The organism is Paenibacillus sp. 05T425 (assembly GCF_056396205.1).
This window is the reverse complement of the sequence record NZ_JBFTLA010000001.1, coordinates 42,155-56,250: the sequence shown is the minus strand read 5'-3', so window position 1 is coordinate 56,250 and position 14,096 is coordinate 42,155. Positions and strand designations below refer to the sequence as shown.

The window sequence follows — 14,096 nt, the reverse complement described above, 5'->3', positions numbered from 1 at the left end:
GCCTACGATTTTAGCCTCCGGTTGCCTAAAGTGCTCATTTGCCTGCACAAAATCCAATCAAACTTGGATACCGTCTCGTAACCAGCGTTTTGATTGTATGAAATCCAATCAAAACACTGATTATTAAAATTCATAAGGATGAGGAGGGATAGGGGGATTGTTTTTATTTTTGATTGAAGCAGCGGTAATCATCAAAAATACAGCGCTTAAAATGTGCAGCGTCAACCCTACGAATGGTATCCATCCAATAACGGATGCTACAATTCCTAATATTGATCCGTGATAGGGTTCATTATTTTTTATGGATATAGCCAAAGTGATTATATGTAGAATTAGCATTATTACAAGTGGGATCCACATAAAACTTATGATTATAACTGCTCCAAGTATCGGAATGCCAAGAATGGCCTCTAACGATCCGGTAATCCATTTTAAAATCCTGGATGTACTCAACCTCAATCCCTCCTACTAATATTTTCCTTATCAGTTTACTATATACTTCGGTTCTCTCCTAGTAGTTTCATCAAATATGACATAAATCAACAAATTGCTATCGTCCTTACCGCACATACTCTATAAACTTGCGAGAGCTGCTGGACAGCGGCATGTTGCGGATCGTCAAGAGACCGACATGGGCAGGCGGGAGTTCTACATCCAGCTGGATCTCGAAGAGCGATCCTTCCTCCAGCTCCTTCTTCACGAACTCCCTCGTCACGTAAGAGATGCCTAGTCCCCGCTTGGCGAACTCGATCAGCAAATCCACGCTGCCGACCTCTATCTCCGGCTTCAGATTGTAGCCGTAGTTTTGGAAAATCTCCGATATCGCCATCCGCGCCCGGCTGTTGCGCGAGAATAGAATAACCGGATATTGAAGCAGCAGATCCATCGTCATGACGACGCCCTTCAGCTCGGAATAGCGAGAACCCGCAACGAAACAATCCTGCAGTTGAATGCTCTCCCTCACTTCAAGCTGCGGATCGACGATCGGCATACGAACGACTCCAAGATCGATGCGCCCTTCCTTCAAGAACGTAATGACCTCCGGCGTCGTGCCGTGATTCAAATGAAGTCTGACGCTGGGATGCTTGAGATGGAATTCTTCCAGATAAGGCAGCAAATAATGCTTGAACAGCGAATCGCTGCCGCCGATGCGCAGCTCGCCGCTATCAAGGTTCTTAAGCGCGGCCATCTTCTCCTCGGCGAGCGAGATGAGCACTTGAGATTGCTCGATGTAGGAGTATAGGATTGTTCCTTCTTGTGTCAGCGCAACTCCCTTGGATGTGCGGTAAAACAGCGTGAGGCCAAAGCTTTCCTCCAGCTGCTTGATTGCATGACTGACGCTTGGCTGTGTCAAGTAGAGCGCTTTGGCGGCTTGCGTCAAGCTGCCCGTTTTGGCTGCCCAATAAAAAACTTTATACAATTCATAATTGTTGGTCATAGACACCATCTATAGCTCCTGTGAAATATATTAATTACTTGTATGGCTGTTAAACGTATTATAGTGGAATTACAGAAAAGAAACCAGTGCATGCGGATTAGCGATTACATAAGCCGCAATAGCACATTTGGAAGGAGAAAGGAACATGGAGCCAACTACATTCGTTCTATTCGGAGCGACAGGGGATTTAGCCAAAAGAAAAATATACCCTGCCTTATACAATTTGTTTATTGATAAGAATCTGCCTCAATCCTTTTCAATATTCGGTCTTGGAAGAAGAGAATGGACCGATGCGACGTTCCGGTCGAACGTCGAGCAATCGATTCGCGACTTCTCCAGACGCAAAGACACTGACCCAGTACTACTGAACGAGTTCCTGCAAGCCTTCCGCTACAGCGTCCTCGATATAGATCGCAAGGAAGATTACCAGAAGCTGCTGCTGCTAATTGAGCAACGTGAGCAAGAGCTTCGCGCCGCACCGAATCGTCTATTCTACCTCTCCGTAGGACCGGAATATTTCGAGAAAATAGCATCCCATATTCAAGGCAGCGGACTTGGTTCCGCTGAAGGCTGGAAACGTCTCGTTATCGAGAAGCCGTTCGGCCACGATCTTCAATCGGCGCGCGATCTCAACGAGAAGCTGAGCCATTCGTTCGCGGAAGAAGAGATTTACCGCATCGACCATTACCTCGGCAAGCCGATGGTACAGCGTCTTGAAGCGTTGCAGCAAACGAATCCGGTTATCCAGGCAATCTGGAACAATCGTTACATTGCGAACGTGCAGATTACGGCTAACGAAACAGTAGGCGTTGAAGAACGCGCTGGCTATTACGACCATGTCGGCGCCATTCGGGACATGTTCCAGAACCATATGCTGCAAATGCTTATGATGACGGCCATTCAAGTGCCAAGCAAAAGCGCGGCTGACCGCGTGCGGTTCAAGAAGAAGCAGGTGATGGAGGCGCTCGAGCCGGTACAAAAGCAAGACGTGAGCGCAAGCCTTATCCGCGGCCAGTACGCGGCGGGAACCATTAATGGCAAGCCGGTCGTCGATTATCGCTCCGAGCCCGGCATTGCGCCCGAATCGATGAACGATACGTTCATCGCCGCTAAGCTGCAGATCGATAACTCGTTCTGGCGCGGCGTTCCGTTCTATATCCGTACAGGCAAGCGAATGAAGGAGAAGTCGACGCGGATCGTCATCGAGTTCAGCGAGCCGCTGAAACATTCTACATCTGCGAATGAGCAAGCAGCGCCTAATCTTCTCGTAATTGAGATGAGTCCTAATGAGAAGATTATGCTTCAAATAAATACGAAAGATACCGAGAACAAAGGGGAATTCAAACCGATCCAGATCGACCTTAATCCAGGCGATCACGATTTCCCCGAAGCTTACGAAAGCTTGATTCAAGACGCCTTGCATGGCGACGCTACTTTCTTCGCGCATTGGGACGAAGTAGAGCTGTCATGGGCATGGGTTCAGCCGGTGCTGGAAGCGTTCGAGGAGAACCTCGTACCTCTTCATAAGTATGCATCGGGCACTTACGGACCAGCCGAGGCCAATGCGCTTCTTGCGCAGGATGGCTTCCACTGGTGGTTCGATTCCAAGCTGGAACAAAATAATGAAGCAGAGGAAGGAAAACAATATGCCTATCACACAAACCATTGAACAACTTTCGATCGATACGATCCGTACGCTTTCCATTGATGCAATCAATGCGGCGAACTCGGGTCACCCGGGATTGCCGATGGGAGCAGCGCCTATGGCGTACACGCTCTGGTCGCAGTTCCTTAACCATAATCCAGGCCATGCAAAATGGTTCAACCGCGATCGCTTCGTCCTCTCCGCAGGACACGGTTCGGCACTTCTATACAGCCTGCTGCACTTGTCCGGTTACCAAGTATCGATTGACGATCTGAAGCAATTCCGCAAGCTGAACAGCAAGACGCCTGGCCATCCTGAATTCGGCCACACGGACGGCGTAGACGCAACAACAGGCCCGCTCGGCCAAGGCATCGCGAACGCAGTAGGCATGGCAATGGCTGAAGCTCATCTTGCAGCGAAGTTCAACCAAGACGGCTTCCCTGTTGTCGATCATTACACGTACGCGTTAGTCGGAGACGGCTGCTTAATGGAAGGTATTTCTTACGAAGCGATGTCCATGGCTGGCCATATGAAGCTGGGCAAGCTCGTTGTATTGTACGATTCGAATGATATTTCGCTCGATGGCGAATTGAATCTGTCGTTCGGCGAAAATATCCAGAAGAGAGCGGAATCGGCGAACTGGCAGTACCTGCGCGTCGAGGACGGCAACGATATTGCGGCAATCGCAGCGGCGCTAGCAGCAGCGAAGGCGAACGAATCGCAGCCTACGCTTATCGAAGTTCGTACGATTATTGGATATGGCAGCAAAGCTGCGGGAACAAATAAAGTACATGGCAATCCGCTTGGCAAGGAAGAAGCGAAAGCAACGAAAGAAGTGTACGGCTGGAAATACGAAGAAGAGTTCACCGTTCCTGAAGAAGTAAAAGCTCATTATGCACAGCTCAAAGCAGGCGGCGAAGCGAAGGAAGCAGCTTGGAACAAGCTTCTTGTATCCTATTCGGCGCAATACCCTGAGCAAGGCAAGGAGCTAGCGGGAGTTATCGCGGGCACTGTAACGATCGACGCAGCTAACCTTCTTACTTTCGATTCTTCGAAATCGATCTCGACTCGCGTAGCAAGCGGCGAAGCGATCAATCATTATGTGAAGACTGTTCCTTCGATCTTCGGCGGCAGCGCCGATCTATCGCACTCCACGATGACCGATATGAAGGGCGAAGACATATTCGCAGTGAAATCGTATGCGGGACGCAATGTATACTTCGGCGTTCGTGAGCATGCGATGGGCGCAGCCGGCAACGGTATGGCGCTGCACGGCGGCGTGAAGCCTTTCGTCAGCACGTTCTTCGTATTCAGCGACTACCTGCGTCCGTCGATTCGTTTGGCTGCGCTGCAGAAGCTGCCTGTCATCTACGTGTTCACGCATGACTCCATCGCTGTCGGCGAAGACGGTCCTACGCATGAGCCTGTTGAGCACTTGGCTGCGCTTCGCACGATTCCGGGTCTTACGGTTATCCGTCCATCGGATGCGAATGAAACAGCAAACGCATGGGCATATGCTTTGCAACAAAACGATGGTCCTGTTGCCCTCGTACTGAGCAGACAGAACCTGCCGATCTTCGAGCAAACGAAAGGCAACGTGCAAGCCGTATCCCAAGGCGCTTACGTTCTAGAAGAAACGAATGCACAGCCGGATGTTATCTTGATCGCTACTGGTTCCGAGGTATCGCTGGCAGTTAGCGCGAAGGCTGAGCTGGAGAAAGACAATGTATCGGTTCGCGTTGTAGCTATGCCGAGCAGAGAGCTATTCGACCGCCAGTCGGAATCGTACAAGCAAAGCGTGCTTCCTGACTCGGTAACGAAACGTCTGACGCTTGAAGCGGGCATCTCCCTTGGCTGGGAGCGTTACGCGGGACATAGCGGCAAAGTGTTGTCGATCGACACGTTCGGCGCATCCGGCCCAGGGCCGCAAGTTATGGAATATTTCGGGTTCTCCACAGACAATGTGGTTCGCTTGACGAAAGAATTGCTTAAGTAATACGAACTAATCCAACTATAATCGGAGGTCGTTACTATGAAATTTTTTATCGATACAGCTAACCTGACTGATATTAAGAAAGCATACAAGATCGGCGTTCTTTCCGGCGTTACGACTAACCCATCCCTCGTTGCGAAGGAAGGCGTGAAGTTCGAAGACCGCATCGAAGAGATCTTGAAGGAAGTACCTGAAGTAGAATCCGTATCCGCTGAAGTAACGCCTGATGCGATTACGGCTGAAGAAATGATTGCGCAAGCGAATGAGCTTATTAAGATCAATGACTATGACAAGAACATCACGATCAAGCTTCCAATGACGCTTGCAGGTCTTGAGGCTTGCCGTTACCTTACGAAAAAAGGCGTAAAAACAAACGTAACGCTTATTTTCACGGTGAACCAAGCGCTTCTGGCTGCTCGTGCAGGCGCTACTTACGTCTCGCCTTTCCTTGGCCGCTTGGATGATATCTCCGAAGACGGCGTGCTGCTTGTTGCGAAGATCGCCGAGCTGTTCCGCGTACACAACCTGGATGCTCAAATTATCGCAGCATCGGTTCGCCACCCTGACCATGTTACTCGCGTAGCCTTGGCAGGCGCGCACATTGCAACGATTCCGTTCAGCGTAATCGAGCAATTGACGAAGCACCCATTAACGGATCAAGGCCTTGAGAAATTCGCTGCCGACTGGAAAAAAGCGGTTCAATAATAGAAAAAGCATTTATTGAGATGCGGATAGGAGACGTTACAAATGACGATTTCATTCGATTATTCCAATGCATTATCTTTTATCGGGCAGCATGAGGTTGATTACTTCAGCGAGTTCGTCGGCACCGCCCACCGCATGCTTCACGAGAAGCAAGGCCCCGGTTCGGACTATGTAGGCTGGGTCGATCTTCCGCATCAATACGACAAAGAAGAGTTTGCTAGAATCAAGGAGGCTGCGAAGCGTATTCGCAGCAACTCCGAGGCGCTGGTCGTCATCGGTATCGGCGGCTCGTACTTAGGCGCAAGAGCGGCAATCGAGGCGTTATCCCATACGTTCCACAATCAGATGAGCGGGAATACGCAGGTGTATTTTGCCGGTCAAAATATTAGCTCGACGTATATTACGCATCTGCTCGAGCTGTTAGAGGGCAAAGATATTTCCTTGAACGTCATCTCCAAGTCAGGTACGACGACTGAGCCAGCCGTTGCTTTCCGTATTCTACGTGATTATATGGAGAAAAAATACGGCAAAGACGAAGCGCAAAAACGGATCTTCGCGACGACCGATGCATCGAAAGGCGCGCTTAAGACGCTGGCAGACGAAGAAGGCTACGAAACTTTCGTAATCCCTGACGATGTTGGCGGACGTTATTCCGTACTTACGGCTGTAGGCTTGCTGCCGATTGCGGTTGCTGGACTCGATATCGATCAGATGATGGCTGGAGCGGCTGCAGCTGCGAAGAAATACAGCAATCCGGACCTCGCTTCCAACGAGAGCTATCAATATGCGGCTGTTCGCAACTCGCTCTACCGCAAAGGTAAAACGATCGAGCTGCTGGCTAACTTCGAACCGTCCTTGCACTATGTTTCCGAATGGTGGAAGCAACTATTCGGCGAAAGCGAAGGCAAAGACCAGAAGGGGCTATATCCAGCCTCCGTTGACTTCTCGACGGATCTGCATTCGATGGGCCAGTACGTCCAAGAAGGCCGTCGCGATCTGATTGAGACGGTTCTGGCTGTCGCTAAGCCGCGCATTGAGCTGACGATCGAGGAAGATGCGGGCAACCTGGACGGGTTGAACTTCATCGCCGGCATGACGATGCATGAAGTGAATCAGAAAGCGGCTGAAGGAACACGCCTCGCTCATGTTGACGGCGGAGTGCCGAATCTGATCGTTGAACTAGATGAGCTTAATGAATATACGTTCGGCGAAATGGTTTACTTCTTCGAGAAAGCATGCGGCATCAGCGGCTTGCTGCTCGGCGTTAATCCATTCGACCAGCCGGGCGTAGAAGCGTACAAAGTAAATATGTTCGCTTTGCTGGGCAAGCCAGGCTTCGAAGCTCAGAAAGCCGAGCTGCTTAAGCGTTTGAACGCTAACGGATAATTATTTTAAAAGAAAGCCTCCGATGCCACTTTTTGTGGAGTCGGAGGCTTTTTCGCTTGCAGAATATACAACGGGGAACGAGCGACACGCATTGGCTCGTTATCTGTATAAACGTAACCTTTTATTGACACCTCGCTGAGAGCATTGATACAATTCTTTTAAAGTATATCGGATTAGTATGAATTAGCGGGTGGGAACGTGAAAAGGTTCAAGCTATGGCATAAATTGATTGCTTTCGTCATTATCGGGGCGGTCACGAGCAGCTTGCTCGGGCTGCTGTACGTCCAAAGAACGCAATCGCTCTATGAGCAGCTGGTCTACCAAGAGGCGAGCGACAAGCTTTATCTCTATTCGGAGCGCATTGAGGAGAAACTGCGCGAGATCGATAAGCTGACGGTAACGATCGCGAGCGATCCCGACATACAGGAAGGCTTATTCCGATTGAAAAACGATACAGATTCAGGTACATACGATACTTTCCTTGCTGTTAGCCGGCTGAAGCAGAAATTGCTTTCCTATCCGTTCCATGAGTATTCCATATCATCGATTGCCATTGTGGACGCCAATGGGAATGAATACTTAGCAGGGTCGCTTGCAAATACGCCGGTGCCTGCCCATACGGATGAGATGATAAGCGTAGCCGCCGACAGAGCGGGAGCGAGCGTGTGGACCGGAGGCGGCGGAGAGCAAGCGAAGATACTGTCGCTGAGGCAGATTCGTGCGACGAAGCATATGGATCTGCAGCAGCTGGGCACGCTTGTGATTAGAGCGAATGCCGATGAAATCGTCAACCGCTCGGATCGGAAAAGCACAAGTTATGACACCTCGCTTATTATTCAGGACGGAGAGGAGCCGATATTTCCGGACGAGGAGCGCATCGCGGCCACCGGTTTGCCGAAGAGAGATTACTCGGCGGAAGGAATGGCGAATCGATACGGCAAGCTTCGTGCCGGAGATCGGAACTATTTGGCCGCTTATTTCACAATGAGCTATACAGGGTGGACGTTCATTCATTTGGTCCCTTACGAGTCGGTGTTCGCTCAAGCCGTATATATGAAAAAAATACTGCTTATTCTATATGGCTGCATTTTGCTCGCATTAATCGTGTTCGGACTCTCGTTCTCCCGTGGCATTACGCGTCCGCTAGAGGAATTAACGCGGAGAATGACGCAAGTCGAGAGAGGCGATTTCGCGACTAGACGCTCCGAGACGATGAAGAACGTGGACGAGATTGGGCTGCTCACGATTAATTTTGCTAAAATGACGAATCGTTTGGATCTGTTAATTAAAGAAAATTATATAAAGCAAATTCATTTGAAGGAATCGCAGTACGAGGCGTTGAAAGCTAAGCTTAATCCTCACTTTCTTTACAATACGCTTGATTCAATCAACTGGCTCGCGAGAAGGAAAGGCCAGCAGGACATTTCGCATATGGTCAAAGCGCTTGGAGATATGCTCCGCGGCACGATCGGCGGCGAAGAAATGGTGACGGTGAAGGATGAGATTACGCTGCTATACAACTATTTATCCATACAGCAATTTCGCTTTGAGGACAGATTGCGTTATCGGATCGATATTCCGCCCAAGTTGCAGGACCTTCGCCTGCCAAGCATGCTGCTTCAGCCGCTTGTCGAGAATGCCGTCAAATACGGCGTCGACGAAGAAACGGGAATATGCGACATATCCGTAAGCGGCGAGCAATTCGGAGATCGCCTGGACTTATGGATTGCCGATCATGGGCCGGGCATGAACCCCGATTACTTGGCAGATGCGGAATCGGAGCCCGGAAGCGCGCGCCCGCAAGGAAGCGGCATAGGGCTTCGCAGCGTCCATAATCGAATTCAGCTGTTATTCGGAGAGGAATACGGCATAAGTATACATAACGGGATCGATGAGGGGACGATTGTTCGCGTTTCGGTGCCGGTTAGGAATGAGCAGCAGACTATGAGGACGAATGCGAGGTGAAGGGAGCCATGAACGGTTATAAGGTGTACCTGGCCGACGACGAGAGGCATATTCGCGATGGAGTGGCGGATACGGTCGCATGGGAGGAGCTTGGTCTCACGCTCACAGGAACGGCTCCGGATGGCCTGCAGGCTTATGAAGAGATCAGAAGCCTGAAGCCGGACATCGTCATTACGGATATTCGAATGCCAAAGCTGAACGGCTTGGAATTAATAGAGCGGACGCAGACCGCGCTGCCGGATACGAAGTTCATCGTGCTCTCGGGATACGGCGAATTCGAGCTGGCTGCGCAAGCGATGAAATACGGCGTCAAGCACTATGTGCTTAAGCCAAGCAATGAACAGGAAATAATGGATGCGCTCCGGGAGGTTATTGCGGAGCTGCGCGTTTATCATGCGAGGGAGAAAGAGATCGAGGGCATGCTGCGCAAGCTGGAGCAATCCGGACAAGGAACGGATGACACACGGCAGCAAGAGACGCCTCCGGGCAAGCTTGACAAGAAGTCGAAGCTGATCGATCATATGAAGCGGCTGACAGCGGAGCATTTGCAAGATGGCAGGCTGTCGCTGCAATGGCTGGCCCAGCATTATCTCTTCATGAACTCCGAATATTTGGGCAAGCAGTTCAGGCTCGAGACGGGGGAGAAGTATACGCAATATTTGACGAACCTCAGAATCGACTTAGCCAAGCAACTGCTCAGGATGTCGACACAACTGAAAATGTATGAAATTGCCGAACGCTGCGGCTTCGAGCAAGACCCGCAATATTTTGCCAACGTATTCAAGAAGACGACCGGTTATACCGCTGCGGAATACCGGAAGAAGTTCAGCATACAGATGAAATGAAATCGGTTTTTTACAATAAAGTGATCGGGTTTTTACCTATAACGAAGCTGGAAAAGTTACTATGATTAGATTAACCCTAGTAAACACATCAGAAAAGAAAGAAAGGTGGTCAGTTCAATTATGACCCGACTAGATCGTCCAGATCCATTCCTACGCAACAAGCGCGAAGAAGATATAGCCTCAAGGGCAGACTGGCTTGCGGAGCGGTTCGCCCAGAGAGCTGCCAAACATGATCTGGAGGGATCTTTCCCGTTCGAGAACTTCGAGGACCTGAAGCAATCCGGGTACTTGAAGCTGACAGTCCCGAATGCATTCGGCGGTGAAGAAGGGTCGGCTTACGAAATGGTGTTGTCTCAGGAACGTCTGGCAAGGGGAGACGGCTCGACGGCGCTCGCCGTCGGCTGGCATATCGGTCTGCTTCTTCAACTGCGCCTATCCAGGGCTTGGCCAGAGAAGCTATTCGCGGAATTATGCCGGGAGACAGTGGCTAGCGGTGCTGTTATTAACGAACTTATAAGCGAGATTGCGACAGGAAGTCCGAGCCGCGGAGGCAGGCCCGAAACGACTGCAACCCGTGTTGCCGGAGGATGGCGGATTAACGGGAGAAAGACATATAGCACGCTGAGCCCGGTACTTACATTTTTTACGGTATCGGCAGCTATCGAGGACAGCGATAAGGTAGGTCTCTTCTTCGTTCGCCAAGGTGCCGGCATTGTCATTGAGGAGACGTGGAACACGCTTGGAATGCGTGCTACCGGGAGTCATGACGTCGTGCTGAAGGATGTATTCGTTCCGGACGAGGACACGATAAGAGGGCTTGATCCGGTCACGGCCGCACCTGTTCCGACAGAAGCGACGCTGCTGCACATTCCGGCTTGCTACCTCGGAATTGCCCACGCTGCGCGTGACTTCGCGCTCGAATTCGCTCGCAAGCACAAGCCGAATTCGTTGACGGTGCCGATCGCCGAGCTCCCGCATATTAAGCGGCAGATCGGGCAGATCGAAGCTGATCTGTTAACCGCTAGAAGCTATTTGTTCCATACGGCGGACCGCTGGGACAAGGAGCCGGACAGCCGCGCGTACATGAAGCATGAGCTTGGTCTTGCGAAGTATACGGCGACGAACGCGGCTATTCGAATCGTCGATCAGGCGATGAGAATCGTCGGGGCGCTGAGCTTGTCGCGCAGCTTGCCGTTAGAGCGGATGTACCGCGACGTTAGGGCAGGGTTGCATAATCCGCCGATGGATGATGCCGTACTAACGAATTTAGCCAATAACGCAATCGGGGAACTGCCGCAGACTCCGCCTTCGAACAGCTAGAAGCAAGCCCAAGCGAGAGTCCAAACGCAAAGCGCAAAGGAACTTAATCTTATGGTCGTGATAAAGAGAGCTGTAGGTATCTTCATCTTGCTAATACTGGCTGCGGCTCTCGCCGCATGCACGGACTATCAGGACACGGAAGCGGGCACAGGCCTTAGCCGCATGTCCTCTATCGAGACGTCCAAGGAGAGCGAGCCAATCACTCTACGCATGACATATTGGGCGAGTTCTCAGCTTACCGTGGACAAAAACGACGCCGTCATACGGATGTTCGAGGAGGCTTATCCGAATATCCGCATCAAAGCGGAGTACTTCTGGGGCGACGCTTACTCGGGAAGCCTTGCCGTCATGGCAGCTTCGAACAGCTTGCCGGACGTGATCCGTATCGATTATTCGAATATTTCCAGGTATATCGACAAAGGACTCCTGCTTCCGCTGAACGAGTATATCGATTCGGGAGCGATCGATCTGGAGGGCGTTAGCCCGATGCATAATGCCGGAGCAACGAAAAAGGGCAAGACGTACGCCCTCAATATAGGGAATAACGCGCTTGTCATGTTCTATAACCCGGCCCTGCTTGCGAAGGCGGGAGTGGCTGCACCGGGACCGGATTATACATGGGAGCAATACGAGGAGGACTTGCGAGCGTTGAAGCAAGTCGGAGGCGTGTATGGAGATACCCACTTAACCTTCAACCATTTTCAAATATGGCTTAGGCAGCACGGATTGACCTTGTACAACGAGAAGCAGGACGGTCTTGGCTATGACGATGACGACTTGTTTACGATCTTTTTCCAAAGGCAGTTGCGGCTGCAGCAGGAAGAGCTGACGACGCCAACGGCGTTGGAGCAAAACGTGCGAGGATTGGATGACGGACCGTTCCCGAGAGGGTTAAGCGCTTTCGGAGGTTTGTCTTACTGGAGCAATCATATCGATATTATGGAGAAGCAGCTAGGCTTCCCAGTTGGTCTGGCGATGTATCCCGGCTCGGGTGAGGGAGGCATGTACATCAAACCTTCCTTCTACCACGGCATCGCGAGCACATCGAAGCATCCCGACGAAGCTGCGCTGTTCATTAACTTCTATACGAACAATATGGAGGCTGCCAAGTCATTGAACGGCTATTTCGGGCTGCCCTATCACCCTCGCGTCATTGAGGGTATCAAGGATTCGCTCTCCGAGACGCAGCGCAATGTGCTTGCATACTTAACTTTGGTGGAACGCAAAGGAAATCCAATCGATCCGCCGCAGCCATCGGTCGGAGGCGAGGTGAGCAGCTTGTACGGCTCGCTCCATAACGAGTTATTGTTCGGAAGAATTACGCCCGAAGAGGGCGCGACGCGATTCAGAAACGAAGCGACCGTTCTATTGCAGCGGGGCGCGATCGAATCGTATAGCAACTAAACCATATCACTAGACTATGAGGAGCGTTGGTAGTATGAAGCGAGCATCCAAATTCGTATCCATTGCCTTATCGGCATTTATAGCTTTATCCCTTACCGCTTGCGGTCAAAATAACGGAGGCAACTCCAATAGCGGATCCTCGCCGAAGCCCTCCGATCCAGCTGCAAGCAACGCCGCAGCCGAGACGGAGAAGCCCCAAGAGGACGTCACCATCCGCGTTAGTTATTGGGCAGGCACGCAGCTAACGATCGACGCTCATAACAAAGTGGTCGAGCTGTTCGAGAAAGCATACCCGCATATTAACGTGGAATCCGAATATGCGCCGGGCGGCGAGTATAACGACAAGATTCTCGTTCAAGCGGCATCGGATACGCTGCCGGACGTCATTCGGACCGACTATTCCCAAATCAACAACTATGTGAGCAAAGGATTGCTCGCGCCGCTGGACGATTTCGTGGCGAATAAGACAATCGATCTCGAAGGCATTAATCCGATGCATATCGACGTTGGCCGGGTTGACGGGAAGCTGTACGGCATTAATATCGGCAACAACGCTCTCGTGCTCTATTACGATCCCGATAAGTTGAAGGAAGCCGGAGTGACGCTGCCGGAAGGCGAGTATACATGGGAGCAATACGAGAAAGACTTGCAGACGATCAAGGACAAGCTGAACATTGCGGGCGATTCCCACTATGGCCAATCCCAATTCGAAATTTGGCTGCGTCAAAATGACGCCAAGCTGTATGCCGCCGACGGCAAAAGCCTAGGCTACGAGGATGACGGCTTGTTCACAACCTTCTTCGATACGCAGCTTCGCCTGCAGAAGAAGGGGCTTCTATCCAGCATTGCGGTTGAATCGGAAATCAAGGCGCTTGAGGACGGACCGTTCCCGAAAGGCCAAGCGGCGTTCGGCGGCTACGGCTACTGGAGCAACAGCCATAGCGACGTATTCGTGAAGCAGCTCGGCAAGCAAGTCGGCTTCTCGTTCTTCCCGGGTCCGACGAAGGGCGCTTACATTAAGCCAAGCTTCTTCCACGGGGTATGGTCGAAGTCGAAGCATCCTGTCGAGGCAGCGACGTTCATCGAGTTCTATACGAATAATATCGAAGCGGCGAAGTCGCTTAACGGCTACTTCGGCTTCGCTTATAATCCGAAGGTGCTCGCGGGACTGGAAGGTACGTTCAGCGAAAATCAAAAGCAGATCGTCGACTTCTTGGCGAAAGTGGAGAAACAAGGCTCACCGATCGACCCTCCGGCTCCGGCAGCGGGAAGCGAGGTAGGCGCGGCATTCAAGAACATCGCCTCGGAAATCTTTTACGAGAAGCTGTCACCGGCTGACGGGGCAACGCGATTCCGTGAGGAAGCGAGCAAAATATTAAGCAAGTAGCCAGCTGG

General features: G+C 51.3%; 11 protein-coding genes. 9 read left to right on the top strand and 2 right to left on the bottom strand.

Features of this window, described 5'->3' with window-relative positions; translation table 11 throughout:
- Positions 1-123: 123 nt before the first annotated feature.
- Together AC1DF0_RS00205 and AC1DF0_RS00200 are read right to left on the bottom strand one after the other, a co-directional pair.
- Entirely contained in the window at positions 124-453 is a 330-nt protein-coding gene (locus tag AC1DF0_RS00205) for a hypothetical protein (RefSeq protein WP_442050908.1), read from the bottom strand.
- A gap of 106 nt (positions 454-559) precedes the next feature.
- The gene (locus AC1DF0_RS00200; protein WP_442050909.1) at positions 560-1,438 is read right to left on the bottom strand and encodes a LysR family transcriptional regulator; all 879 of its coding nucleotides are present in this window, start codon (positions 1,436-1,438) and stop codon (positions 560-562) included.
- Positions 1,439-1,583: 145 nt separating this feature from the next.
- Between AC1DF0_RS00200 and zwf the strand changes: the two genes are divergently transcribed.
- The 9 genes from zwf to AC1DF0_RS00155 all read left to right on the top strand — a co-directional run bounded on the left by zwf (position 1,584) and on the right by AC1DF0_RS00155 (position 14,088).
- Complete coding sequence (zwf, locus tag AC1DF0_RS00195) at positions 1,584-3,107, top strand: glucose-6-phosphate dehydrogenase (RefSeq protein ID WP_477572674.1); 1,524 nt, start codon at positions 1,584-1,586, stop codon at positions 3,105-3,107.
- Positions 3,085-5,079, top strand: a complete 1,995-nt coding sequence (gene tkt, locus AC1DF0_RS00190; protein ID WP_477572673.1) for a transketolase — start codon at positions 3,085-3,087, stop codon at positions 5,077-5,079. Before zwf ends, tkt begins: the two co-directional genes overlap by 23 nt.
- 36 nt (positions 5,080-5,115) lie before the next feature.
- Positions 5,116-5,781, top strand: a complete 666-nt coding sequence (fsa, locus tag AC1DF0_RS00185; protein ID WP_442050912.1) for a fructose-6-phosphate aldolase — start codon at positions 5,116-5,118, stop codon at positions 5,779-5,781.
- Positions 5,782-5,823: 42 nt separating this feature from the next.
- Positions 5,824-7,167 carry a glucose-6-phosphate isomerase gene (locus tag AC1DF0_RS00180; protein ID WP_477572672.1) on the top strand — a complete coding sequence of 448 codons (1,344 nt, stop codon included), beginning with the start codon at positions 5,824-5,826 and terminating at the stop codon, positions 7,165-7,167.
- Between the two features lie 198 nt (positions 7,168-7,365).
- On the top strand, positions 7,366-9,132 hold the full coding sequence (locus AC1DF0_RS00175; protein ID WP_477572671.1) for a cache domain-containing sensor histidine kinase: 1,767 nt from the start codon (positions 7,366-7,368) through the stop codon (positions 9,130-9,132).
- Between the two features lie 8 nt (positions 9,133-9,140).
- Complete coding sequence (locus tag AC1DF0_RS00170) at positions 9,141-9,977, top strand: response regulator transcription factor (RefSeq protein WP_477572670.1); 837 nt, start codon at positions 9,141-9,143, stop codon at positions 9,975-9,977.
- Between the two features lie 120 nt (positions 9,978-10,097).
- A complete protein-coding gene (locus AC1DF0_RS00165; RefSeq protein ID WP_477572669.1) occupies positions 10,098-11,297 on the top strand; it encodes an acyl-CoA dehydrogenase family protein in 1,200 nt (399 codons plus the stop codon).
- Between the two features lie 51 nt (positions 11,298-11,348).
- The gene (locus AC1DF0_RS00160; RefSeq protein WP_477572668.1) at positions 11,349-12,701 is read left to right on the top strand and encodes an ABC transporter substrate-binding protein; all 1,353 of its coding nucleotides are present in this window, start codon (positions 11,349-11,351) and stop codon (positions 12,699-12,701) included.
- Between the two features lie 34 nt (positions 12,702-12,735).
- A complete protein-coding gene (locus AC1DF0_RS00155) occupies positions 12,736-14,088 on the top strand; it encodes an ABC transporter substrate-binding protein (RefSeq protein ID WP_477572667.1) in 1,353 nt (450 codons plus the stop codon).
- Positions 14,089-14,096: the final 8 nt, after the last annotated feature.